17 protein-coding genes are annotated in these 24,210 nt (G+C 71.4%); 7 read left to right on the forward strand and 10 right to left on the reverse strand.

Features of this window, described 5'->3' with window-relative positions:
• Positions 1-67: 67 nt before the first annotated feature.
• Positions 68-2,230 carry a hypothetical protein gene (locus DVS28_RS16635; RefSeq protein WP_164710658.1) on the forward strand — a complete coding sequence of 721 codons (2,163 nt, stop codon included), beginning with the start codon at positions 68-70 and terminating at the stop codon, positions 2,228-2,230.
• Positions 2,227-2,745 (forward strand): hypothetical protein, encoded by a 519-nt coding sequence (locus DVS28_RS16640; RefSeq protein WP_164710659.1) that lies wholly within the window; start codon positions 2,227-2,229, stop codon positions 2,743-2,745. The genes DVS28_RS16635 and DVS28_RS16640 overlap by 4 nt, the downstream gene beginning before the upstream one ends.
• A gap of 28 nt (positions 2,746-2,773) precedes the next feature.
• Here DVS28_RS16640 and DVS28_RS16645 read toward each other — a convergent pair whose 3' ends face one another.
• Positions 2,774-4,054: an MFS transporter gene (locus DVS28_RS16645; RefSeq protein WP_164710660.1), complete on the reverse strand. Its 1,281-nt coding sequence runs from the start codon at positions 4,052-4,054 to the stop codon at positions 2,774-2,776.
• Positions 4,055-4,186: 132 nt separating this feature from the next.
• On the opposite strand from DVS28_RS16645, the gene DVS28_RS16650 reads away from it, so the two are divergent.
• Positions 4,187-4,840, forward strand: a complete 654-nt coding sequence (locus tag DVS28_RS16650) for a winged helix-turn-helix domain-containing protein (RefSeq protein WP_114592462.1) — start codon at positions 4,187-4,189, stop codon at positions 4,838-4,840.
• Between the two features lie 66 nt (positions 4,841-4,906).
• On the opposite strand, the gene infB is transcribed toward DVS28_RS16650, so the two are convergent.
• From infB to DVS28_RS16665, 3 genes are all read right to left on the reverse strand, one after another.
• Positions 4,907-7,861, reverse strand: coding sequence for a translation initiation factor IF-2 (infB, locus tag DVS28_RS16655; protein WP_216826093.1), 2,955 nt, complete (start codon positions 7,859-7,861; stop codon positions 4,907-4,909).
• Between the two features lie 210 nt (positions 7,862-8,071).
• Positions 8,072-9,334 (reverse strand): transcription termination factor NusA, encoded by a 1,263-nt coding sequence (gene nusA / locus DVS28_RS16660; protein ID WP_216826094.1) that lies wholly within the window; start codon positions 9,332-9,334, stop codon positions 8,072-8,074.
• A 43-nt stretch (positions 9,335-9,377) separates the two neighbouring features.
• Positions 9,378-9,836 (reverse strand): ribosome maturation factor RimP, encoded by a 459-nt coding sequence (locus tag DVS28_RS16665; RefSeq protein WP_114592463.1) that lies wholly within the window; start codon positions 9,834-9,836, stop codon positions 9,378-9,380.
• A 424-nt stretch (positions 9,837-10,260) separates the two neighbouring features.
• Between DVS28_RS16665 and DVS28_RS16670 the strand changes: the two genes are divergently transcribed.
• Complete coding sequence (locus DVS28_RS16670; protein ID WP_114592464.1) at positions 10,261-11,265, forward strand: PucR family transcriptional regulator; 1,005 nt, start codon at positions 10,261-10,263, stop codon at positions 11,263-11,265.
• A 176-nt stretch (positions 11,266-11,441) separates the two neighbouring features.
• Positions 11,442-14,966 (forward strand): M14 family zinc carboxypeptidase, encoded by a 3,525-nt coding sequence (locus DVS28_RS16675; protein ID WP_114592465.1) that lies wholly within the window; start codon positions 11,442-11,444, stop codon positions 14,964-14,966.
• A gap of 122 nt (positions 14,967-15,088) precedes the next feature.
• Here the strand turns inward: DVS28_RS16675 and DVS28_RS16680 are convergent, their stop codons facing one another.
• From DVS28_RS16680 to ispG, 6 genes are all read right to left on the reverse strand, one after another.
• Positions 15,089-16,159 carry a potassium channel family protein gene (locus DVS28_RS16680; RefSeq protein ID WP_114592466.1) on the reverse strand — a complete coding sequence of 357 codons (1,071 nt, stop codon included), beginning with the start codon at positions 16,157-16,159 and terminating at the stop codon, positions 15,089-15,091.
• 93 nt (positions 16,160-16,252) lie between these two features.
• Positions 16,253-18,913 (reverse strand): ABC transporter permease, encoded by a 2,661-nt coding sequence (locus DVS28_RS16685; RefSeq protein WP_114592467.1) that lies wholly within the window; start codon positions 18,911-18,913, stop codon positions 16,253-16,255.
• A complete protein-coding gene (locus DVS28_RS16690) occupies positions 18,910-19,668 on the reverse strand; it encodes an ABC transporter ATP-binding protein (protein ID WP_114592468.1) in 759 nt (252 codons plus the stop codon). The genes DVS28_RS16685 and DVS28_RS16690 overlap by 4 nt, the downstream gene beginning before the upstream one ends.
• Positions 19,665-20,261 carry a helix-turn-helix transcriptional regulator gene (locus tag DVS28_RS16695; RefSeq protein WP_114592469.1) on the reverse strand — a complete coding sequence of 199 codons (597 nt, stop codon included), beginning with the start codon at positions 20,259-20,261 and terminating at the stop codon, positions 19,665-19,667. Before DVS28_RS16695 ends, DVS28_RS16690 begins: the two co-directional genes overlap by 4 nt.
• Positions 20,262-20,377: 116 nt before the next feature.
• Positions 20,378-21,220, reverse strand: a complete 843-nt coding sequence (locus DVS28_RS16700) for an inositol monophosphatase family protein (protein WP_114592470.1) — start codon at positions 21,218-21,220, stop codon at positions 20,378-20,380.
• A 12-nt stretch (positions 21,221-21,232) separates the two neighbouring features.
• Positions 21,233-22,402, reverse strand: coding sequence for a flavodoxin-dependent (E)-4-hydroxy-3-methylbut-2-enyl-diphosphate synthase (ispG, locus tag DVS28_RS16705; protein WP_114594232.1), 1,170 nt, complete (start codon positions 22,400-22,402; stop codon positions 21,233-21,235).
• 118 nt (positions 22,403-22,520) lie between these two features.
• On the opposite strand from ispG, the gene DVS28_RS16710 reads away from it, so the two are divergent.
• Together DVS28_RS16710 and DVS28_RS16715 are read left to right on the forward strand one after the other, a co-directional pair.
• A complete protein-coding gene (locus DVS28_RS16710) occupies positions 22,521-23,171 on the forward strand; it encodes a hypothetical protein (protein ID WP_114592471.1) in 651 nt (216 codons plus the stop codon).
• A gap of 43 nt (positions 23,172-23,214) precedes the next feature.
• Positions 23,215-24,204 (forward strand): endonuclease/exonuclease/phosphatase family protein, encoded by a 990-nt coding sequence (locus DVS28_RS16715; RefSeq protein ID WP_114592472.1) that lies wholly within the window; start codon positions 23,215-23,217, stop codon positions 24,202-24,204.
• The last annotated feature ends 6 nt before the right edge of the window (positions 24,205-24,210 follow it).

The raw sequence follows: 24,210 nt of genomic DNA on the forward strand, positions 1-24,210 counted from the left end.
CAGCCTACCGACCGAGATTCCTGCCACATGGGGAGGTGTGGACAGCCCCCGATCGGTAGATGTCCACATGGGACTGCTGCGCGGTGACGTCGCGGTCGCGGGCATGCGCGACTCGACGGTCGCGCGCGGGCGCGGCTCGACGGTCGCGGGCGGGCGCGGCTCGACGGTCGCGCGCGGGCGCGACTGGGGGGTGCTGCACGGCGATCCGGCCCCTGGCGACCCGGCCTCGATCCAGCAGGTCGCCGAGTCGCTGCGCCGAGCTGCCACCGCCACCGACGACGCGGCCGCCGATACCGGCGACGTGGCGCTCGAGGCGGGGACCGGGGGCTGGTCGGGGCCATCCGCAGATGGGTTCCTCACCGTGTTCGGACAGCTGCCGGCCGTCGTCCTGCACGGCAGCGCCCGGGCCCGGTCCGCCGGGTCGGCGTTGTCGGCGTGGGTCGACGCGCTCGTGATCCTCCAGGCGCGGGCCGTGGCGCTGCTGGACCTCGCCGAGGCCGCAGACCAGCGACGAACCGATGCAGAGGCGTTGCGCCCCGACGCCCAGCGGGCCCGCGCGTCGGCGCTCGAGGGCCTGCGGTGGGTCCAGCGGGATCCCGACGCCACCGACGACGCGCGCTCGGCCGCGTGGCGCCACTACGACCGGGCCGATCTCGAGGTGGTGCGGCTGGACCGCGCGGTCGCCGAGGCCGAAGGGGCCCTGGCCCGTCTCCGGACGCGCGCTCGGGCCCTGGGCGACGAGCACGACGACGCCGTGCGCGGGACGGCCATCCGCGTCAGCGCATGTGTCGTGGATCCCACGGGCCGTCCCTCCTTCGGCCGGGCAGCGACCGGTGGCGGGCTGCTGGACGGCTCGGCCGGGATCGTGCTGGATGCCGACGGGGACGGCACGGTCGAGCCCGACGAGCTGGCGGCGGCGCTGGCGTTCGTCCTGGGCGACAACGGCATGTCCCAGCCCGACCTGGTCGCGGCCATGACGTTGCTCGGCCAGCTGTTGATGGACGCGGCCGCGGACCCCAGCGCCAGCGCTGCCGTGATCGAGGCGCTGCGCCTGCAGGGGCTCGACGGGCTGCTGGCCGACGCGCTGACCGTGGGCAACCCGGTGGTCGGGACGGGGTTCGTCGGCCCCCTCACCCCGCTGCAGGCGGCCCTTCGCTCCACCCTCGTCGACCCGCTCCTGGCGCTGGTCACGGGGGTCAACGATCCGTCGTCGTGGCGGTGGCTGACCCACCTGCTCGCCGACCTGGATGCCGACTCGTGGGATCCGACACGCGGCCTGGCGCCGCTCGACGGGATCGCGGTGGATGCGTGGGCCTTCTACCAGGACCTGTTCGCGGCGGACCCCGACCGCTACCTGTGGTCGGGCATGGCGACGCTGGCCGGCGGAACCTTCTACGCGGCGTTCCAGGACCTGCACGTGCTGCGGTTGGGACTGCAGTCGGGCGAGATCCCCGTCGAGGAGGCCGTGGAGATCCTCACCCGGCACCTCGGGCCGTTCGGGTCGCAGCTCGCGGGCGAGCTGGCCGACGCCGGTGCCACCGTCCTGGCCAGCGAGCTCGCCTACGTCGAGACCACGTTCCTGGACATGCAGAAGCAGATCTTCGACGACCTCGCCTGGCAACACGTCGCCCACCGGGTCGGCGGGATGGCTGCCCTCGAGCGCCTGGCCGACGACGGGACGATCCTGCCGCTGCAGCTGGAGGCGTGGCGCGCCATCGACAGCGGCGTCCCGGATCGGGTCGAGGCGGGGAACGCCAGCCTGCTGCGCCACGAGCAGTCCACGATCATCGGCGACGACTACGACGCGATCCGTGACCACAGCCCGACCACCTGGGCGCTGACGATGGGGATGTCGGTGCTCGCCTCCTCCCCGGTGCCCGGTGGCCGTCCCTTCCGCGAGGTCGTGCCCTTCGAGGTGGGTGGCTACATCGACACGCCCGACCGGGTGACGATCTACCCCGACCGGGTGGGGCCGCTCGACCTGCCGTTCGGGGGCCTGTCGATCGACACCCCGGACCGGATCGGCGCCAGCGTCGACCTGCCGCTGAACAACGTGTCGATCTTCGCGCACCGCTGGCAGTGGATCGAGCAGGACATGCTGCCCGCGTGGATCGACCACGTGCACGACGGCACCGCCGGGCCGCTCGTCGCCGTGCCGATCGCCGACCAGGCCGCCCCCCAGCGCCTCGTGCCCGATGTCGGCCCCCTCCGCTACGATCCCGCCGAGTGAGGACGATGCACCGGGCCCTCGCGGCCGCCCTGTCGATGCTGCTGTTCACGGCAGCCTGCACCACCACATCGGGAGGAGGATCCGCCCTGGACACCTGGGACCTGACCGGCGGCCACGCGCCCGCCGACGTGGGCTGGGACACCGACCTCACGGCGATGGAGGCAGAGCCCGACGAGATCAGGCTGCCCGGAGGGGTGGTGCTGACCGAGATCGGCCGGGCGAACGTCTCGCGCGAGGAGGACCGCCTTCGTTCCATGTCCGTCACCTTCCCGACCGAGTCGGTGGACGACGTGGTCGGGCGAGCCGAGGCGCTGGCGGACCCCCTGGAGGTCGACCTCGACCCGATCCGCCGATGGGCGGCGGCGAACACCGACGGGCAGGACACCACCCCCGGTGGGGCGTTGGCCAACACGCCCAGCACGAACCTGGACGCGGACACGACACTGTCGTTGTCGACCCGGGCGTTCCCCGAGGGCGATGCCGTCCTTCGCGTCGAGATCTTCTGGGCGTCGTGACCGCGGGGGCGCCGACCCGGTCAGCCGGTCAGCGGATCGGGGGCAGTGGGTGCCACGGGGGTTCCACGGGCATCGACCGGCGGATGGCCATGGGCCGGGTCGGCTCGCTCGGCTGATCGTCCCGCGGTTGCATGTCAGGGTCCACGCGCCACAGCACGACCGCCGCCGCCACCCCGAACGACAGGGCGAGGGCGCCGACCCATCGCACACCGGCCAGGTCCGCGACCACGCCGCCCAGCACCCCACCGACCGGGGCGGCAGCGAGCGACAGCAGCTTGATGGAGGCGCTCACGCGGCCCAGCAGCGGAGCCGGCACGCGCTGCTGGCGGATCACGCGGCTGGAGATGTTCCAGACGATGCCCGACGCGCCGAGGACAGCCAGCGAGACCACGGTGACCGCGGTGTCGGCGGCCAGGCCCGTCAGGCCGTACGCACCCCCAAGGACGAGGGGGCTCACCTGCAGCACCCGTCGGACCCCGATGGTGTCGACGATTCGATCGGCCAGGCCGCTGCCCGCGACACCGCCCACGGCAACGGCGAGCAGCACCGCGCCGTAGGCCGACCTGGGCAGGCCCATGGGCCCGATGACCAGCAGGACCGCCACGGCGAAGAACGCGGTGTTCGCCACGTTCATCAGCATCGAGGCGGTCCCCATGCGCAGCAGCAGGGGATCACGACGCAGGGCGGCGAACCCCTCGACGACCTCGGTACGCGCCGGTCGCCGGGGCGGGCGATCGACCGGGGGCAGGCGAAGCGGTCGCACGATCGCCGCCGCCACGCCGTAGAGCACCGCGGGGACGGCCATGCCGACGCTCATCGACCCCGCAGCGATCCAGCCACCGATCGGCGCGCCCACCCCGTCGTTCATGACCAGCTGCGTGCCGACGAGACGGGAGTGCGCGGCTGCCAGGCCCGCGCGTGGCACGAGGGCGGGCACCGCCACCTCAGCGGTGGTGTCGGCCACCATCTCCGTGGACCCCGCCAGCAGGGCTGCCACGTAGATGGCGCCCAGGCGCCAGTCCCCCAGCACCACGGCCGCGAGGACCGCGCCGAGGCCGAGCACGCGGAGCACGTTGGACCACACCAGCAGGTTGCGGTGGTCGTGGCGGTCGGTGAGGACGCCGGACGGCAGCGCGGCCACGGCGATCGCGGACATGAACGCCACCTGCACGCCGGCGACCAGGGACGGGGATGTCGTGACGGTCGTCGCCATGACGGGAAGCCCAGCCAGCAGGATGCCGTCGGCGAGGTTGCCGGACCCGGTGGACAGCCAGAGCCGGCGGAACCCCGCGCGTGATTCTTCCTCCACGAACCCACCTCCCCTATCATCGATTGCAGAGAGTTCTCTGCGGTTGCGGTCAGCCTACGACCGCAGAGACTTCTCTGCAAACACTTCTCTGCAAACAACTGTTCGAGATCAGCGACCGATCGAGTTCCGTCCATGCCGACGCATCCCCCTGACCCGACCCCCGACGACCTAGCCGACAGCCCGCCTGACGACGCCGACCGGGTGCTCGAACGGGGCCGGCCGCTGACCCCGGAGATGCTGAAGGCCATGGCCCACCCCCTGCGGCTGCAGCTCCTGGAACGGTTGGAGGCGCTGGGCCCGTCGACGGCCAGCAGCCTCGGACGGGATGTCGGTGAGTCCAGCGGCACCACCAGCTACCACCTCCGTCGCCTCGCCGACGTGGGCCTGATCGAGGAAGCGGCCGACATCGGGACGGGGCGCGACCGGTACTGGCGCAGCAAGCCGGGCGGCTGGTCGCTGGAGCGCGACCTGATGGACTCACCGCACACCCGGGTCGAGGCCCGCATGGTCATCGAGGAGCTCGGCCGATCACGCCACGAGCGGCTGATGGCCTGGCAGCGCGATCAGGACCGGTGGCCGGTCGAGTGGCGTGACGCCACGATGATCTCCAACTCGCGCCTGACCCTGACGACCGCCCAGACCGCCGAGCTGAGCCAGCAGCTGCAGAAGGTGATCGAGTCGTTCCGGGCGCAGCAACCCCCCGCGGGCACCGCTGGTACCGCCCGGGTGATGGTGCTCAACGACGTGTTCCCCACCGGTCCCCCACCGGAGTCATCGGCGGGCTGACCGGGCCGGAAAAGACGAGACGCCACCCGGCAGGCCGGGTGGCGTCATCAGGTCGGGAGGAAGGCGCTAGTCGCGCGCGACCTCTCGCTCCTCGTAGACCTCGAACTCGTCGCCGACCTTGATGTCCTGGAACTTGTCCAGGCCGATACCGCACTCGAAGCCCTCACGGACCTCGGCGACGTCGTCCTTGAACCGACGCAGCGAACCGATGGTGTCATCGGCCACGACCACGCTGTCGCGGACGACACGCACGCTGGCGTTGCGCTTGATGGTGCCCTCGGTGACGTAGGAACCGAAGACGAACCCGGCGCGCGGGACCTTGAAGACCTCGCGGACCTCGGCGCGACCGACGGTGAACTCCTCGAAGGTCGGTGCCAGCAGGCCCTTGACGGCGGCCTCGATGTCCTCGATCGCCTTGTAGATGATCGAGTACTGCCGCAGGTCGACACCGGTCTCCTCGATCGTCTGCCGGGCGTTGGCCTCGGGACGAACGTTGAAGGCGATGATGATCGCGTCGGAGGCATCGGCCAGCACGACGTCGTCGTTGGTGACCGCACCCACGCCCTTGCGGACGATGCGGGTGCGAACGCCCTCGAGGTCGAGCTTGTCCATCTCGGCGGCGACCGCCTCGACGGTGCCGGACACGTCACCCTTGACGACCAGGTTCAGGTTGGTCAGCTGACCCTCCTGCACGGCGTCGCCCAGGCTCTCCAGCGTCAGGCGGGGACGGTTGGCCAGCTCTTCCTTGCGGGCACGCGTTGCGCGGTCACCGGCGATGTCGCGCGCGGTGCGCTCGTCGTCGACGACACGGAACTCGTCACCTGCATCGGGAACGTCGGACCAACCGAGCACCATCACGGGCTTGGAGGGCTCGGCCTCGGTCACGCGCTCGCCGACGTCGTCGAACATCGCACGGACCTTGCAGGACGCCACGCCGGCCACGAGGTTGTCGCCGACCCGCAGGGTGCCGTTCTGGACCAGCACCGTGGCCACCGCACCGCGTCCGCGGTCCAGGTGCGCCTCGATGACGGTGCCGCGGGCGTCGCGGTTGGGGTTGGCCTTGGTCTCCTCGACGTCGGCCTGCAGGAGGATGAGGTCCAGCAGCTCGTCGAGGTTCTCGCCGGTCTTGGCCGAGACGTTGACCATCGTGGTGTCGCCGCCGAACTCCTCGGCGATGAGCTCGTACTCGGTCAGCTGGGTGCGGACCTTGACGGGGTCGGCGTTCTCCTTGTCGATCTTGTTGACCGCCACCATCAGGGGCACGTCGGCCGCCTTGATGTGGTCGATCGCCTCGACCGTCTGCGGCTTCACGCCGTCGTCGGCTGCCACCACGAGGATGGCGACGTCGGTGACGGACGCACCGCGAGCACGCATGGCCGTGAAGGCCTCGTGACCGGGGGTGTCGATGAAGGTGATCTTCCGACCGTCACGAGTGACCTGGTAGGCACCGATGTGCTGGGTGATGCCGCCCGCCTCGCCCGACACGACGTCGGCGTTGCGGATGGAGTCCAGCAGCAGGGTCTTTCCGTGGTCGACGTGACCCATGACCGTGACGACCGGCGGACGGTCGATCAGGTCGGCGGGGTCGTCCTGCACCTCGTCGTAGTCGGCGAACAGCAGGTCGTCGGCGTCGACGAAGTTGATCTCCGCGTCCATCTCCGCAGCGACCAGCTCGATGAGGTCGTTGGACATGGACTGCGTCACGGTGACCATCTCGCCCATGCGGAACAGCACAGCCACGATGTCGACGGCGTTGACGCCGATCGCCTTGGCGAACTCGTTGACGGTCACGCCGGGGACGACATCCACGGGGCCCTCGACGGCGGCCTTGACGGCCTCCTTCTGACGGCGACCGCGGCGCGGGCGGTTGTTCTGCTCGAACTGCTCCTGCGGCGACAGGTCACCGCGGCGCTTCTTGCCCTTCTTGCCGCGACCGGGACCAGCAGGCGCACCTGCGGGACGACCGGGGCCAGCGGGGCCACCACCGGGACGACCGGGACCGCCGGGGCGGCCGGGGCCACCCGCGGGACGGCTGGGGCCACCCTTGGGCGCCGCTTTGAGGGGCGGCGGGATGGACCGCTTGCCCGATCCCTCCTGGGGCAGCTTGGTCTCGACCTTGCGCACGGGCTCGACGGCCTTGCCGCGGAGCATGCGCTCGGGGATCGTGGGCTGACCCGGACGGGGCGGACCCGACGTGGCAACGCCGGGGGTGCCCATGGGGGGCTGACCGGGCTGCTGGGGCGCGCGGGCGCCACCGTCCTGCGGGCCACGTGCGGCCGGCTGGGCCGGACGCGCGGGCTGCTGCTGGGGCGGCGTCGGCTGCTGCTGCTGCGGCGGCTTCTCGCCGGGCCGGTACACCACGCCCTGCCGGGCGATCGCCGCGGCACGGCTCGGGTCCATCGGCTTGCCAGCGGCAGGCCGGGCCTGGTCGCCTGCCGGCGCGGCCGGAGACGACTGGGCAGCTGCCGGCTGCTGGGCCGGCGGCGTGGCCGGACGCGCAGGTGGCGCACCACCCGGACGTGCCGGGGGTGGCGGCGCAGCCGGGCGCGGGGGCGGACCCCCGGGCCGTGCGGTTTCGCCAGCGGGTGCCGAGGGCGCGGCCGGCGTCGGCTGACCGCCGACGCTGGTGCTGCCGGAGTCGGCGGGCCGGAACGGCTGGGCGGGGGGACGCATGCGAGCCGCGGGCGCTGCCGCGGACTCACCGGTCTCCTCCGACTGCGCGGCCTTGCGCAGGTGAGGGGGAAGGATGCGGCTTGCGGTCCGCTCCTTCGGCTTTGCCTCCGTCATGGCCCGTTCGTACTCCTCGGCCTCACGGCGCTGCCGTTCCTTCTCTGCGGCTTCTTTCTCTGCCGCGGCCTTGCCCAGGCTCTCGCGGAAGCGCAGCGCGTCGCCCTCCGATACGGAGGACGAATGCGACTTCGCCTCGATTCCGAGCTCGCTGACACGATCCAGGACCTCCTTGTTGGACAGACCTGTCTCCTTGGCGAGTTCGTAGATGCGGACCTTGCTCAGTGCAACCACTCCTGTGGATGGATCACGCCGCTGTCAGCGGCGCACAAACCCACCGTACGGACGGTGCCCGCAGGTGGGGTGAGGGTTCGTGAAGTTGTTGGGGTGTCGGCCTCTCGGGCGACGGTGCCCCCGGCTGCGGGTGTCATGTGCAGCTCGAAAGGGCCTCCGTGGCGCCGACATCGTCCCTTGGGGGCCGGCGGCCGAGTGACCAGCCTACTCCTACCCTGCCGACCCTGCTTCCTCACCATCGGCCGGGTCGGCCTGGGCGGGGATGTCGGCGGGGATGTCGGCGGGGGTGTCGGCGGGGATGTCAGCCGGAGTCTCGGCAGGAGTCTCGGCCGGTGCGTCGACCGGTGCGTCGGCCGGGGCGTCGGCCGGGGCGTCGGCCGGGGCCTCGACGGTGTCGTCGGGGGCGGCCACGGCGGGCTCGGTACCGGGTTCGGCCGGCGCGAGGGGGTTGCCGTACTCGTCGATCTCACCACGGTCGAGGGCGGCCTGGAAGGCGGCCTGCTCCTCGGCGAACTGGGTCTCGGACTTGATGTCGATGCGCCAGCGGGTCAGGCGGGCGGCCAGACGGGCGTTCTGGCCCTCGCGGCCGATGGCCAGCGACAGCTGGTAGTCGGGCACGACGACCAACGCGGTCTGCTCCTCCGGATAGAGGTAGACCTCGCTGACCTTGGCCGGCGACAGCGCGTTGGCGACCAGCTGGGCCGGCTCGTCAGACCAGGTGACGATGTCGATCTTCTCCTGGTTGAGCGCCTCGACGATCGAACGGACACGGCTGCCGCGGGGACCGACGCAGGCGCCGACCGGGTCGACCGCGGCGTCGTTGGTGGCCACGGAGATCTTGGTGCGGTACCCGGCCTCGCGGGCAACCGCCTTGATCTCGATGACGCCGGCCTCGATCTCGGGAACCTCAAGGGCGAACAGGGAGGCGACCAGGTCCGGGTGGGACCGGCTGACGATGATCTGCGGCCCCTTCAGGGACTTGCGGACCTCGGTGACGATGCAGCGCATGCGGGCACCGTGCTCGTAGCGCTCGGTGGACACCTGCTCGGCGTGGGGCAGCACGGCCTCGGCGTTGCCGAGGTCCAGGACGACGACGCGGTTGTCGTGGATCTGGATGGTGCCGGACACGAGGTCACCCGTCTTGCCGGAGTACTCGCCGTAGGTCAGCTCGCGCTCGGCCTCGCGGAGGCGCTGGGTCAGGACCTGCTTGACGGTCTGGGCGATCATGCGGCCACCGGCGTCGGCGGGGGTGTCGACCCACTCGTCGACGACGTTGCCCTCCTCGTCCAGGCGCTGGGCGAACACCGTGACCTCGCCGCTGATGCGGTCGATGACCACGCGGGCTTCCTCGGCCTCGGCGTTGGACCGCTTGTAGGCGTTGGCCAGGGCACCCTCCATCGCCTCGAGCACCGTCTCGAACGAGAGGCTCTTCTCACGTGCGATCGCCTCGAGCGCTGGGATCTCTACCTTCATCGCGGCTGTCCTTCCGATGTCTCTTCGTCCCTCACCACCAGGCTCACCAAGGGAGCTGCTGTGTGGCCTTCATGATGCGGTCGTAGCTGATCTCGTGGGTGTCGCCGGCCTTGTCGCGAACGACGACGGCCTCGGGCGTGGTGGAGGCGATCTCGCCGACCACCTCGTCCGACTGGTCCTCGTCCCCGTGCACGACCTTGACCAGACGTCCCTCGACACGGTCGAAGTCGCGCTGCGTGCGCAGCGGCCAGTCGGTGCCGGGGGAGGTGACCTCGAGGGTGTAGCGGTCCTTGATCGGGTCGTGGTCGTCCAGCAGCCGGGCGAGTCGCTTCGACAGCTTCTGGCAGGTACCGACGTCCACGCCGCCCTTGCGGTCCACGATGACGCGGATGCGCGTGCGGCCGCCGCCGCCCTTCACCTCGACGTCGACCAGGTCCAGCTCTGCCTCGTCGGCGAGCGGCCGTGCGAGCTCGTCGATGGTGTCGATCAGCGTCGCGGCCATCGGGTGCTCCTTCGGGTGGGGTGGGTCGAGTCTGCAGTGGAGAACAAAAGAAGCGGGCGCAAGCGCCCACTTCGTGCCACCCGGTCAGTTGTCCAACACACATCGCGGCGTGCCGGCCAGCCGCCGGTGCGGCAGGCAACTCAACAGCGTAGCAGCACCCTTTGCCCTTGCCGTGGGAAGCCTTCCGCTTGCTGCGCCCCACCGGATGGAATCGTCCCCACTTGGAGGGGATCAAACGGTCGTCTGGGGTCGATTCCATCCGCGCGGCCGCGCGAGTCCAGCGTTTCGGCATCAGGCCGGGGTGGATTCCATCCGGCGACGGGGTCGATTCCGTCGGGGTGGGGGACAACGCGAAACCCGGCGGGTCGGAAAGCGGTTACCCTACGTGTGCCGTTCCCCCGGAACCCACGGATCCCGCCGACCGATGAGTCCTCCATTCGACCGACAGGCCGAGGACCAGCCGTCCTCCCTCGGCTCCATCGACGTGGACAGCGACGGGCTGGCCCTCGACGAGGCCACCCCCGACGCGATCGTCCTGGACGAACCCGCCGCGGACGAGCCCGCACCGGCGTCGCGACAGGACCGGGTGCGCCGCACCGTGGAGCGCATCCAGCGCCTGCACGAACGTGACGTCCGCACCTTGTTGCTGGGCGACCGCGAGTCCCGCCACCAGTCCGCTGCCGACCTGGTCGACGACAACGCCTACCCGGCCGGGGCACCGGTGACCGCCGTCGTGGTCATGGCCGGGGCGGTCGAGGGCCATGCCAGCGGGCTGACCGCCGACCTCATCCTCCGGGTACTGCGACGCGCCGTCCGCAGTACGGACCGAGCCGGGGTCCTGCACCTCCCCCGACGCACCCATGGGGTGCTGCTCGTGCCGGCGCTTCCGTTGGGGTCGGAGGAGTCCGGCAGCGGGGTGGCCCGACAGCTGCTGGAGGAGGCGACGGCACGCTGGGCAGAGGCCGGTGCCATCGGGGACCCGCCCTCGGTCGGGGTCGGCGCCAGCCGCCGCAACCTCAGCTGTGCGGTGTACTCCTACCGGCAGGCCATCGGGGCCGCCCGCATCGCGGGGACCATGCCGGAGTACGCCCCCCTCGCCTCGTGGCAGGACCTCGGCGTGTTCGGGATGTTGTCCAGCCTGGGTCCTGACCAGCTGTCGGCGATGGTGCCCAAGTCGATCCGAACGCTGCAGGCCATCGAGGACGGTGTGCTGCTGGACACCCTCGAGGCGTTCCTGGACAACAGCGGACAGGTCAAGGCCACGGCCTCGACGCTGTACCTGCACCGTGCGTCGCTGTACCAGCGCATCCGACGGATAGAGGAGATCACGGGCACGAGGCTCGACGACGGGCAGGTCCGCCTGCACCTCCACCTCGGACTCAAGGCGGCACGGATGCTGCGGGCGCTCGCCCACCACCCGCATTCCTGAACCTCGTTCGAACACCAGGTCGTGTCGGTGGTCCGCAGGACGCGACCTCGTGCTGATACCGGTCCATCGGGGGCCCTTCTAGCGTCAACCTTGCGTTCACTCCCGCCCTCTTATCGGGATGTGGAAGGCGCCGCGGTCGCGCAACGCGACCGTCCCGTCGTTGAAGGAGTCAAGCCATGCCGTTGTCCTCTGTCCGCACACGGTTGGTGTCGCGATTCGCGGTACTGATCCCGGTCGCCGCCATGTTGCTGGCGACCCTGCCCCTGGTGGGCGGCGCCGATGCCGACCAGCGGGTCACCGATGAGTCCGTGACGCAGTTCCTGCTGGTCCACGTGCCCGAGTCCAGCCACATCCAGATGCTGGAGGTGGCGGGATACGACGTCGCCGAGGTCAACGCCGCGGACGGCGGAGGCTGGGACCTGAGCGTCCTCGCCAGCGACGGACAGGCCGAGGCCCTGCCCGGGTTCGCACGGATCCTGGACAGCGCACCTGCCCCGACCCTGGAGGACCTGCAGGACGACCTGTTCGGCAACGTGCTCGTCGAGCCGGAGGAGATGCAGCAGCGCGTCGTCGCCGAGGCGCAGATGGCCGAGTTCGCCGAGAGCAGCCCCTCCCCCGCCCCGGTCGTGGAGGACCGCTACATCGACGTGCTCCGCGCCGACTGGTTCGCCAACAGCGTCGGCATCTTCATCTCGGTGGAGGCCCACTCCGAGGAGGGTGAGGACGACATCCTGACCGTCACCGCCAACGGTGAGGAGTTCCCGATGTCGCGATTCCGCGACGCCGGGCAGTACATGTACCACCGCTTCAGCTCGCCCGAGCGCGTCGTGTCCCCGCCGACCCAGGTGACCGTCAGCAACGACGACGGCGAGTCCACGACCGTTCCGACCCGTGAGTGGACCTCCGGCTCGGTCTCGCCGTTCCCGGCTGGCTTCGAGTGGGGCTTCACCAACGAGGGGTACATGGACGCCGTCCAGACCACCGAGCAGATCGTCGACATCGCTGCGAACTACCCGGACATCACCGAGCTGATCGACCTGCCGTACCTCACCAACGGCTATCGCCGGCAGGCCGTCGCCCAGACCTCGGGCGGCAGCGCCAGCGAGGTCCTCTACCTCCTGAGCAACGCCTACGGCAGCGAGGGCGGCAACGACTGGACGCTGGTCCTGGAGAACCCGGGCACGCCCGACGCCACCACCTCGGTGGACGTCACCGGCACCACCATCACGGTCACCCTCGCCACCGACGCTGCCGGCACCGCCATCGCCACGGCGGCCGAGGTCGTCGCGGCCCTCAACGCCAACGCCGCCGTCCAGGCGATGGGTTCGGCACACACCTACCGCGGCAACGAGGGAACCAGCCCGGCCATCGCCGGGACCTACCCCCTCAGCGACCGCCTGAGCGCACCCGACACGATCGCGCGCGAACCCGCGCAGGTGAAGGCCATTCGGATCGGTGCGCAGCGGGACGGGACCCGTCCCGGCTTGATGATCTACTGCCAGGAGCACGCCCGTGAGTGGGTCACCCCGCTGGTCTGCGTCGAGACGGCCCATCGCCTGACCGCCAACTACGGCACCGACGCGGACACAACCCGCCTCGTCGACGCGCTCGACATCTTCATCGTCCCGACCGTCAACCCCGACGGCACCAACTTCTCGATGTACGACTACAACTTCCAGCGCAAGAGCATGACCAACCACTGCGAGGCGGACAACTCCGACACCGGTCGCTGGAACTCCATGGGTGTCGACCTGAACCGCAACTACCGCGTCGGCAGTGCCCACGACGGGTACGACGGCGCCAGCACGACGTCGTGCACGAGCGGCACCTACGCCGGTCCGGCCGAGGGCAGTGAACCCGAGGCGCAGAACGAGATGTGGCTGGCGGAGACGTTCCCCAACATCGAGTTCGCGATGAACACCCACTCCCACGGTGGGTACTTCATGTGGGCGCCGGCGTCCTACATCGAGGAGGGTCGCGTCACGCTGCCCCGCCCGACCGCAGGCATCGAGGCCTACTTCGAGGAGACCGCCGAGGACATCCTCCGCGACATCAAGTCCTTCCGCGGCACGGTGATCGAGCCCGGTCGTGCCGGCCCCGTCATCGACGTCCTGTACTCCGCCGCCGGCAACTCCGCCGACGACCACTACTACGAGTACGTCGACGAGGAGACCGAGGTCGGTCGTGACCCCGACATCTTCGCGTTCAACTTCGAGGTCGGTGCGCGCATCTACGACCCGGTCGACGACTCCTGGGACAGCACCGGCTTCCAGCCGGACTTCGCTTCCGAGGGCTTCTACCAGGCCATGGAGTTCGCCAACGGCATGTACGGCCTGCTGGAGGTCGTCGAGGCGTTCGGTGAGGACACCCAGGCGCCGGTCACCTCGACCAACATCGCCGACACCGAGTGGTTCGAGGAGCCCGTCGACGTCACCTTCGACTCCGACGAGCCGGCCACCATCCACTACACGACCGACGGCAGCGTGCCCACCCTCGACTCACCGGTGATCGAGCGTCGCTACATCCGTGACATCCCGGAGCCGTTGACCATCAGCGAGCAGACGGTCCTGCGTTGGATCGCCGTGGACGCCTCGGGCAACCAGTCCCGCCCGCAGCAGGTCACCGTTCGCTTCGAGCCCCCGCCCGCTCCGGGCCCCGGCCCGGGTCCGGGCCCGGTCACCCCGACCGAGGAACCCACCGAGGAGCCGACCGAGGGTCCCGACCGGGTCCTGTCCGTCACCCCCGGCGGCGTCGACGAGGCCGACCCGACCGACCTGTCCATCGAGATGTCGCAGCTGACCAACCCCAGCACCCGGGCGTTCGCCCAGGCCGCTGACAGCGCGATCATCGCCTCCGACACCGTCTTCGCCGACGCGTTGGCATCCGGCACGCTGCAGACCGACGGCCGTTCCCTGCTGCTCAACGAGGCCGACGAGCTGGAGTCCGCGGTCCTCGCGGAGCTGCAGCGGCTGGGGGTCGAGGAGGTCATCGTCCTCGGTGGCACCGCGGCCATCAGCGAGGCCGTCACCGACGCGCTGGAGGCGGAGGGCTTCTCCGTCACCCGCATCGCCGGTGAGACCCGTACCGAGACGGCGACCGCGATCGCCGAGTCCGCTGCCGACACCGACGGGCTGCTGCTGGCCCGTGCCTACCCGCTGGACGGGTCGAGCGACGCCACCCAGGCGTTCGCCGACTCCCTGGCTGCCGGTGGCTGGGCGGCGCAGGCCGGAACCGGCCTGCTGCTGACCCAGTCCGAGGAGCTGAACGACTCGGCGGCGACCTACCTCTCGTCCTCGTCGGCATCCGACGTCACCGCCATCGGTGGCTCCGCAGCGATCGCCGACGTCGTCCTGGACGCCGTCGAGGCGCTCGACCTGGGCACCAACAGGGTCCAGGGAGCCAACCGGTTCGCGACCGCGGTGGCGATCGCCGAGGCCCGTGGCTTCGACGAGGGCAACCCGGCCGAGCGTGTGATCGTGGTCGAGGGACAGTCGGCGATGTCGTGGGTGGCGGGCTTCACCGCTGCTGCCCTGTCGGCCTCCACCGACGCCCCGATCCTGCTGGCCAACGGCGATGACCTGCCGACGGAGACCATGTCCTTCCTCGAGTCGGCGTTCGCGCCGGCCGAGTCGGGCACCGTCGTTGTCTGCCTGGCCGAACAGGCGGCCTGTGACGCCGCCGAGGCCGTCATGGAGTCCTAGCCCCTCCTGACGGTCAACCGCGACGGTCGTCGGCATTGCACCGGCGGCCGTCGCTGCTTTTCGGGGCTGCGCGCCGGGCCCGCTTCGGGGGCTGCGTTCCGGGTCTGCGTCCGGAGACTGGGTCAGCCCGCGTCGGGGCGGCGGCGCTCGTGGGTCGGGCGCCCGTTGTCGGCGTGCAGGCGGTCCAGGTCCTCCCGGGCACCGATCAGGACCAGCACGTCGCCCGCACCCAACGGCACCACCGGGTCGGGACGCGTGCTCAGCCCCTCGACCCCGGCCCGACGGATGGCGACGACGTTGATGCCGTAGGTGTCGCGCAGGCGAGCGGTGGCCAGCGTGAGCCCGACGACGGGGGCGTCCTCGCGGAGCTCGATCTCCTCCAGGACGATGTCGACGTCGGAGGCGTGGGTGACGACGTCGAGGAAGTCCACCACCGAGGGCTTGGTCAGCAGCGCCGCGATGCGGTGCCCGCCGATCTCGCTCGGGGAGATGACGCGGTCGGCGCCGGCGGCGTGGGCCTTGGAGGTGTTGCGCGCGTCCTTCAGCCGGACGACGACGAACAGGTCGGGCCGCACGAGCTTCGCCGTCAGGGCGATGAGCACGTTCTCCGCGTCGTCCTCGGTGACCGCGGCGACCCCGTACGCACGGCGGATGCCGGCTTCCTCCAGCACCGACTCCTCCGAGGCGTTGCCGACCAGGTGGGGCAGCCCGCGTTCGGCGGCGAAGTGCAGCCGTTCGGGATCGATGTCGATCACCACCTGCTGGGTGTGGTCGCGGCTGAGGTCGTCGGCGACCTGCCGCCCCACACGGCCGAAGCCACAGACGATCATGTGCTGGTCGAGGGCGTCGAGCTGGCGGTTCATGCGGCGTCTCCCGACGAGGTCGAGGAGGTGTCCCTCGACCAGGAACTCGATGACGTTGACGGTGAGGAACGTGAAGCTGCCCACACCCAGCACGATGATCGCGCTGATGATGCCCCGCCCCACCTGGTCGAGCTCGACGATCTCGGTGAAGCCGACGGCGAAGACGGTGATGACGACGAAGTAGATGGCATCGGCGGCGGTGGCGTCCTGCGTGGCCATCAGCGCGATGACGCCGGCCACGGACACCGTGACGAACAGCCCGAGCGCGAAGAACAAGCGCCGGGTGACGGGTAGGCGACCGACGCTGAAGTCGGTTCGGGGTGGGCTCACCCGGAGGATGCTACGGGCCGGTTGCCTCCACAGGAGTGAGGCGACGGGCCGGCCACCCCCCAGCGGCCGACCCGTCGCACGTCTGGTCCGCGGTCAGGCGATGCGCCTCGACGGCGTCGACGGTGCCGATCGGGTGACCAGCCACATCACCACGCCCACCACGAGTGGCAAACCGAGGAGCAGCCCGAGGACGGGCCACCAGGCGACGACCATCGTCGGGCCCTCCGACGTGCTCGCCGACGCACCGGCCCGATACAGCAGCAGGCCCGCAGGGACGCCGAGGACGGCGGCCAGCCCCGAGTGGTAGGCGGCCTGCAGTCCGTGGAACCGACGTCGGGTGCTCGGCCCGGCACCGACGGCCGACAGGATGGCGAGGTCACGGTCGGACTCCGTGGCAGCGAGGGCCGTGGTGATCCCCACGACGAGGAGCGCCACCACGATGGCTGCAGCCACCGCGACGAGGTTGCCGTCGGGCCCGCCGGGGTCCGCAGCCACGCGGTACGGCGTCTCGACCTGGACCATCCTGTCCCCGTAGAGGTCCTCGCCGTCGACCTCGTCGTGGGTCAGCAGCCGCGGCAGGACCACGACGGTGGCCCGGAGCGCGTGGTCCAGGTCGGCATCGCGTGCGGTGGCGGGAGGGACGAGGACCACGCGACCGATCGGGTTGGTGTCGGTCTCGACGGCCAGCAGGCTGATGTCGTCGCCGAGCGGCGTGCCCGTCGGGACGCCGTCGCGGGCCTCCCGCGTGAGGGGGTGTGCCACCAGGCGGGCCGGTCGGGCGCCGGCGTCACGCTGGTCGCCCGTCATCAGGCCCGGCTGGACCAGCTCGACCAGGTCGCCGTCGCCCAGCGCCTCGGTCGCCTGCGTGGGCAGGTCGAGTCGAGCGAGGACCTCGTCGGTGGCCAGCACGGTGCGACCCTGCCCGGGGGCGTACCCCGATGGGCCGGGCACGTCGTCGAGCACGGTGACCCCGACCGGCTGCTGGCCCTCGGCGAACACGTAGGACAGCTCGAACCGGTCCGCTGGCGGCACGGGCAGGTGGTCCACGACGTCGTCGGTGTGGTCGGCGGTGGCGGGCAGCTGGACGCCGTCGACCCAGGGGCCGAGGAGGATGAGGGTGGGTGGCCCGGCCGTGTTGTCCGGTTGCCCCCAGCGAGCCTCGTCGGTCGCGGCCGCCGTCACGGCCAGGGTCGGTAGCATGACGACGACGACGAGCGCGGCGACGGCCGCCCCGGAGCGGGTTCGCTGACGGTCGGCGTCGCGGACGGCCAGCCGCAGGACCGGGGACAGCCGGTCGGCGAGCCGGCCGCCGAGCCCCAGCAGGGGCACCCCGAGGGCGGCGACGCCCGTGACGAGCATGCCGACACCGAGCACGAAGGTGGCCTCCCGCGCGATTCCCCGGCTGCCGGAGCCGGTGGCCGCAGCCGCGATGACGGTCACGCCGAGCGCGGAGCACAGGGCCGCGGCCGGTGTGACCCAGCGTGGCACCCGTCCGAGGGGCAGCCGCCCCTCGAGGGCCGTCGACGCGCTGGTCCGTGCGAGGGTTCTGGCGGGCCATGCGGCCGCGAGGACGGCAGCAGCCACGCCGACCGCTGCCGGGCCGAGCAGGTCCAGCGGTCGCATGACGATGTCGGGGACGACACGTGAGGTCATGGCCTCCATCAACGGGCGCACGAAGCGGGCGACGGGGATGGCCGCGAGCACGCCGATGACGCTGGCCGCGATCCCGAGCACGGCCGCCTCGACCATGACAAGGGTGCGGACCTGACCGGGGGTGGCACCTCCGCCTGCCGACAGCAGGCCGAACTGGCGCAGTCGCCGGCGGGTACCGGTAGCGAACGCCGCTGCCGCGACGAAGGCGACCTGGATGCCCAGCAGCGCACCGACCGCGGAGCCGACGAAGCTCGGGCTCTCGACGATCCGGCGGGGCAGGGACGGGCTGTCGGTGGACAGGGGCTGGGCCCCCGGGACGATCATGCTCCGGCCGTACTCGCTGTCGATGCCCGCCCGCTCGGCGTCGAAGACCTGGCTGAGCCGCACCGCGTCGTCGGGCGTCGGCGTGTCCACGAGCCATCCGGTCGGATCACCGAGCGTTCCCTCCGGGAGGACGGCGAGGTCCGTGAGGTACCTGCTGGGCTGGGTGACGGTGCCGACGACAACGACCTCGCCGACATCGGGCAGGTCGACGGTGGCACCGACGTGGGCGTCCAGCCGCTCGAGCAGGGGTGTGCTGAGCAGCACCTCACCGGCGCCGGGCACCGATCCGTCGCGGAGGAACAGCCCTTCCGCGAGCGGGTCGTCGAGGTCGACCGCGACCAGCTGCACCCCGGTGTCGGTCCATCGTTCGGCGATCGGCATCAGCGCGCTGCCGCGGGCGGTGTCCTCGACGATGCTGGGGACGGGCCGCAGGTCGGGGACCACGGGCGGCGCACCGCGCACCTCGAGGTACACCTGTTGCAGGTCGTCGGGCAGGTCATCGAACGTCAGCGTCGGGGCTGACACCTGGATACGGGCGTCGGCCACGGTGCCGACCTGGTCGACCAGCCACGACCGGTCCGGGACGTCGGTGGATCGGGCACCGATGGCGACGACGGTGGCGGCCATGACCACGAGGCCGATCATCGCCACGACGAGCAGGTGGCGCCAGCCGCCACCGCGCACGGTACGACGACCCAGGCGGGCGATCGCGAGCAGGCGGTTGGGACGGGTACGAGGCGCAGCCGACACCGCACCGCCGACGGACGTCGCGGTCATCGCTGCAGCTCCGCGGTCAGCGTGTCGTTGGCCTGGGTGGTGGTCGACTGGCTGGCAGGGCGGTCGCCGGTGATGGAGTCGATGCGGCCGTCCCGCAGGCGCACGACCCGGTCAGCCCAGGCCGCTTGCGCCGCGTCGTGGGTGACCACGAGCGCGGCCGCGCCGTCGTTGCAGCGGTCGCGCAGCAGACGCATCACGGCCTCGGCGGTGACCTCGTCGAGGGCGCCGGTCGGTTCGTCGGCCAGCAGCAGCCGGCGGCTGCCGATCAACCCGCGTGCCACGGCAACGCGTTGCTGCTCGCCGCCCGACAGCTCGTCGGGGTAGCGGTCGACGACGTCGGGGTGCAGGACCTCGCTGAGGATCGACACCGCTGCAGCCCGTGCCTCGCGGACCGAGACCCCGTCGAGCTCCAACGGCAACGACACGTTCTCCGATGCCGTGAGGGTCGGCAGGAGGTTGCCGTGCTGGAAGACGTAGCCGACGTGGCGCCGACGCAGCTCTGCCAGCCTGGCCGGCCTGCAGGTCGACAGGTCCTGGCCCTCCACGACCACCGCTCCCCTGCTGGGTTGGTCGAGGCCACCCGCGAGGTTCAGGAGGGTGGACTTGCCCGAGCCGCTGCGGCCCATGACGGCGACGAGCTCGCCGGCCCGGACGTCCAGGTCGACGTGGTCGACCGCGGTGACGGCGGTGCTGCCGGCACCGTGGATGCGGGTCACGTCGTGCATGCGCAGCACGACCGGTCGGTCGGTGATCATCGGGTGCCCCCCTTGGGCGCGAGTGGTGCGGTGGTGTGGGTGCTCGTGACGGGTCTGTCGGTGGCGGGATCGGCGCGGTGGCCGTTGCCGACGGCATCGAGGCGTTGCTCGGCGAGGTCCAGCCAGTCCAGCTCTGCGCGGCAGGTCAGGATCAGCCGGTCCAGCTGTATCGCTTCCGCCAGCACCGGCGGCTGCTGGGCCTTGCGCCTGGTCTGGGTCTGGAGGACTCGCATCGTGGCATCACGCTGGGCGGCGATCACGCCCCGGGGGTCGTGGCCGGGCGTGGCGACGGCGAGGAGGATCTTCATGACGACCTCGTCCCTGCCCTCCAGGCTCCGTGCAACCGGTTCGGCCAGCCAGCGGGTGAGGTGCTCGCGGCCGGTGGCGGTGATGGCGTAGGAGCGTCGCTCCTCGTCGTCGGCGTCGACCTCCTCCACCAGTCCGTCGCGTTCGAGGCGTTGCAGTGAGGTGTAGACCTGTCCGATGTTGAGCGTCCAGGCCCCGCCGGTGGCGTCCTCGAAGTCGGTCTTGAGCTGGTATCCGTAGCCGGGTGCGCTGGCGAGGAGTGCCAGCAGCCCGTCCTTGACGCTCATGGGTGATCCCCTGTCGATGCCGTGCGGTCCGTATGGATACCGCGCATGCATCCACAGTATGCATACCAGGTATGCCGGGTGCAAGGAGTTGTTCGCGGACGCCCTTCCGGTGGGTGTCAGCCGCCGGTGATCAGGGCACGGAGCTCGTCGTGCACGGCTGGCGGCGAGGCCAGGAAGTCCGTGGTCACGGTGGTCACCGGGTTGCCCTCGACATCGGTGACCCGGGCGCCGGCCTCCAGCACGATCGTCAGCCCCGCAGCCACGTCCCACGGGCTCATGCCACCGGCCCATGACGCGTCGATGACCCCGGTGGCGACGCTGGTGAGGTCAGCCACCGAGCAGCCCTGCATGCGGGTGCCGAGCGCGTTGCCGACCAGCGCGAGGTAACCGGCGCGCATGCGATCCGGGCCGCCCCAGGCCTCGGGGGCTCGCGCCGTCAGCGCGTAGCACATCAGCGTCCGGTCGACCCGGTCGACGGTCGAGGCGTGGATCGGCACGCCGTTGCGCGTGGCGCCCATGCCTCGGGCAGCGCTGAACAGGGTCCCGTGGCGAGGCATCACGATCACGCCGACCAGCAGCTCGTCGGCGGGGCCGGCCAGGCCGATCGACACACCCCAGTCCGGCAGGCCCTTGAGGAAGTTGGTCGTGCCGTCGATGGGGTCGACGTACCACCGACGCGCACCCTCGGTCGGCACCGACGTCGGGCCCGTCCCCTCCTCCCCCACCACGGCATCCTCGGGAAACGCCTCGACGAGACGTCGCTTGACCAGCGCCTCGACCTGGCGATCGGCCTCGCTGACCAGGTCGGCGTGGCCCTTCTCCTCGGTGGCAACCCCTCGGTGGTACCAGCTCATGGCGAGGTCACCGGCCTCCACGGCGATGGCCGTGGCCACCCCTCGCGCGTGCTGCAGCGCGGGGGCGTCGGTGCGGGCGGGGGCGGGGCTGGAGGTGCTGCTCACTGGCCCCGCAGGCTAGCTGACGACGGCGGGGGAACCGTCGCCACGCTCGGCGCGGATCTCCTCTGCCATCTCGTTGGCCATGTAGACCAGCGTCTCGACGATCTCGTCCTCGGCGACGGTCCACAGGACCTCGCCCTTCTTGAGGATCTGGCCCTTGCCCTTGCCGGCCGCGACGCCGAGGTCGGCCTCGCGGGCCTCGCCCGGTCCGTTGACGACGCAGCCCATGACCGCGACGCGCAGCGGAACGTCGATGCCCTCGAGCCCCTTCTGGACGTTCTCTGCGAGGGTGTAGACGTCGACCTCGGCCCGACCGCAGGAGGGGCAGGACACGACGTCGAGGCCGCGCTCGCGCAGGTGCAGGGCCTCGAGGATCTCGATGCCGGCCTTGACCTCCTCCACGGGGTCGGCGGACAGCGACACGCGGATGGTGTCGCCGATGCCCTCGCTGAGGAGGGCGCCGAGGCCCACGGCGGACTTGACCCGGCCGGTCTTGAGGGGCCCGGACTCGGTGACGCCGAGGTGGAGGGGGTAGTCGGTCTGCGTGCTGAGCAGCCGGTAGGTCTGGATCATCGTCCACGGGTCGGAGTGCTTGACGGAGATCGCGATGTCGGTGAAGTCGACGTCCTCGAGGATCTTCACCTCGTCCAGGGCGCTCTCGACGAGGGCCGCAGGGGTCACGCCGCCGTGCTTCTCCAGCAGCCGCTTCTCCAGCGAGCCGCCGTTGACGCCGATGCGGATCGGGATGCCGGCGTCCTTCGCCGCGTCACCGATGACCTTCACCTTGGAGGTGTCGCCGGCCTTGTGGATGTTGCCGGGGTTGATCCGAACCTTGGCCACGCCCGCCTCGATGGCCGCCATCGCGTACTTCCACTGGAAGTGGATGTCGGAGACCACGGGGACGGTGGACTGCTTGGCGATCGCCGCCAGGGCGTCGGCGTCCTCCTGCCGGGGAACGGCGACGCGCACGATGTCGACGCCGGAGGCGTTCAGCGCGGCGATCTGCTGCAGGGTGGCGTTGACGTCGTGGGTCGGTGTCGTCGTCATCGACTGCACGCTGATGGGCGCGCCGCCGCCGACCTTGACACCGCCGACGTCGATCTGGCGGGTCTCTCGACGGACGGGAGGGGTGAGGTGCTCGGGCGGAGCGGGAGCGGTGGACAGGACCGGAAGCGACGTGACCATGGTGTCCACCAACCTACCCACATCCGTCCGAGTGCCACTCGTCCGCCACGCCACCGTTGTCCACAGGTCGAGGGCGATTTCTCGGCCGACGGGCGCGCGGATCGGTCAGGGTCGCCCCATGGACCATTCACCCCACACCACCGAACCCGTTTGGGAGGACCAGCACCAGCTGCTGGCCGACCTGGCCGTCGGCGACCTGCGCGACGGCCTCGACATCCGCCCGACCATGGTGGCCTTCGACGCCGCCGGCTCGCTGTTCCTCGCCACCGTTCGTCCGTTCGACAAGGGCCGGCACCACGACGCCATCATCGAGGTGGGCGCCCTGGCCATGGCCCTCCGCGCGAACCGACTGGCCATCTCCCTCGGCGGGCGCGCGTGGTCCCGGGACGACCCGATCCCGCCGGTGCTGCCCGACGTCGGCGACCTGCGCCAGCGGGTGCTGGTCGTGCACAGCGTCGAGGCAGCCGCCGGCCGGCCCGAATGCCGCACGACGGTGTGGCCGGTCCGAGGCGAGCGCGGGGACGACGACGTGTCGCTGGGCGATCCCGTGGCGTCCGACGACGGGGTCGGCTGGGTGATCGATGCCATGTCCATCATGGTCGACCCCCGCAACCAGGAGGACGTCGATGAGGAGGAGATCGGCCAGCAGGTCATCCGCTGTGACCGGCTGGGCCACCAGCTGGCCTGGTCCGGCCCCGGGCTGGTCCGGCTGGACCGGGCGATGACCGCCCACTTCGGCGGCCCCTGGCTGGCCGGCGAGGCCGCGTGATCCTCGATTGGCTGTGACTGCGCCGGTGTGGTGACGTGGGGGCGTGCGCACCGCCCCCGCCAGAGCACACCTCGCCCTCCTCCTGCCGTGGGGCGTCTTGCTGTTGGCCCGTGTCCCGGTGGTGGGCGAGCTGGTCGGGATCCTGCTGCCGGTGATCGGGCTGGCCGCGGCCTGCGCGGGGGTGTGGTTGCACCTGCGATGGCGGCGCTCGACGAGGCCGGGTGGTCCGCCCAGCCCGGTGGTCGTGACCGCCGCGAGCCTCGCGTTGGCCTGCGTGGCCGGGACCGTGCTGCCGTGGACACCCCTGGACCTGCAGCCCCCGCGCGGGCAGGCGGTGGAGATCGTGTCGGCGAACCTCCGGTCGGCCAACGACGGTGATGCCGCGACCGACGAGCTGCTGGCCACCGGTGCCGACGTGCTGGTCACGGTCGAGACGCCGGTCCTGGCGATCGAGGGGTTGCAGGCGGTGTACCCGTACACCTCGACCGCGCTGCCCCGACGGCTGGGCGGGGTCAACGTCTGGTCGCGCTTTCCGCTGCAGCGGCTGCCCGACCTCGACGGGCTGCAGGAGGCCCGGTCAGTCGTGGTCCGGGTCGAGGCCCCCTCCCCCTTCGTACTCGTCGCCGTGCACCTGCCGCGGCCGTGGCCGACTGCGCGGGGCCTGGTCGGTGACGCCCCGCACCCGACCAGGTACGAAGCTGACCTGCTGACGCAGCGACGGCTGGCCGAGGCCCTGGCGGCAGGGCTCGAGGCAGTCGACGGGCCGGTGGTCGTCGCCGGCGACATGAACCTCAGCGACCGTGGCTACGGCTACCGGCAGCTGACCGGGGTGGTCGACGACGTGATGCGGTCGACCTGGGCGCTGCCGACGTCGACGAAGCCGCTGTTCCTGCCGCTGCGGCTGCGGATCGACCACCTCATGGTCGGCGGCGACTGGTGCGGTCGCAGCCGAGGCCGCATCCCCCTCCCCGGCAGCGACCACGACGCCATCAGCGCCACGATCGGCCCCTGCCCCTTCACCCCGACGGGCTGACAGCGG

This window comes from Euzebya pacifica (genome assembly GCF_003344865.1).
In the GTDB taxonomy this organism is placed as follows: domain Bacteria; phylum Actinomycetota; class Nitriliruptoria; order Euzebyales; family Euzebyaceae; genus Euzebya; species Euzebya pacifica.

Excerpts from the sequence above, each read along its gene's own strand:
- DVS28_RS16695 (WP_114592469.1), bottom strand. The coding sequence starts at position 20,261 with ATGAGCGTCAAGGACGGGCTGCTGGCACTCCTCGCCAGCGCACCCGGC.
- DVS28_RS16675 (WP_114592465.1), top strand. The coding sequence starts at position 11,442 with ATGCCGTTGTCCTCTGTCCGCACACGGTTGGTGTCGCGATTCGCGGTA.
- DVS28_RS16670 (WP_114592464.1), top strand. The coding sequence starts at position 10,261 with ATGAGTCCTCCATTCGACCGACAGGCCGAGGACCAGCCGTCCTCCCTC.
- nusA (WP_216826094.1), bottom strand. The coding sequence starts at position 9,334 with ATGAAGGTAGAGATCCCAGCGCTCGAGGCGATCGCACGTGAGAAGAGC.
- DVS28_RS16685 (WP_114592467.1), bottom strand. The coding sequence starts at position 18,913 with ATGACCGCGACGTCCGTCGGCGGTGCGGTGTCGGCTGCGCCTCGTACC.
- DVS28_RS16650 (WP_114592462.1), top strand. The coding sequence starts at position 4,187 with ATGCCGACGCATCCCCCTGACCCGACCCCCGACGACCTAGCCGACAGC.
- DVS28_RS16635 (WP_164710658.1), top strand. The coding sequence starts at position 68 with ATGGGACTGCTGCGCGGTGACGTCGCGGTCGCGGGCATGCGCGACTCG.
- DVS28_RS16710 (WP_114592471.1), top strand. The coding sequence starts at position 22,521 with ATGGACCATTCACCCCACACCACCGAACCCGTTTGGGAGGACCAGCAC.
- DVS28_RS16665 (WP_114592463.1), bottom strand. The coding sequence starts at position 9,836 with ATGGCCGCGACGCTGATCGACACCATCGACGAGCTCGCACGGCCGCTC.
- ispG (WP_114594232.1), bottom strand. The coding sequence starts at position 22,402 with ATGGTCACGTCGCTTCCGGTCCTGTCCACCGCTCCCGCTCCGCCCGAG.
- DVS28_RS16690 (WP_114592468.1), bottom strand. The coding sequence starts at position 19,668 with ATGATCACCGACCGACCGGTCGTGCTGCGCATGCACGACGTGACCCGC.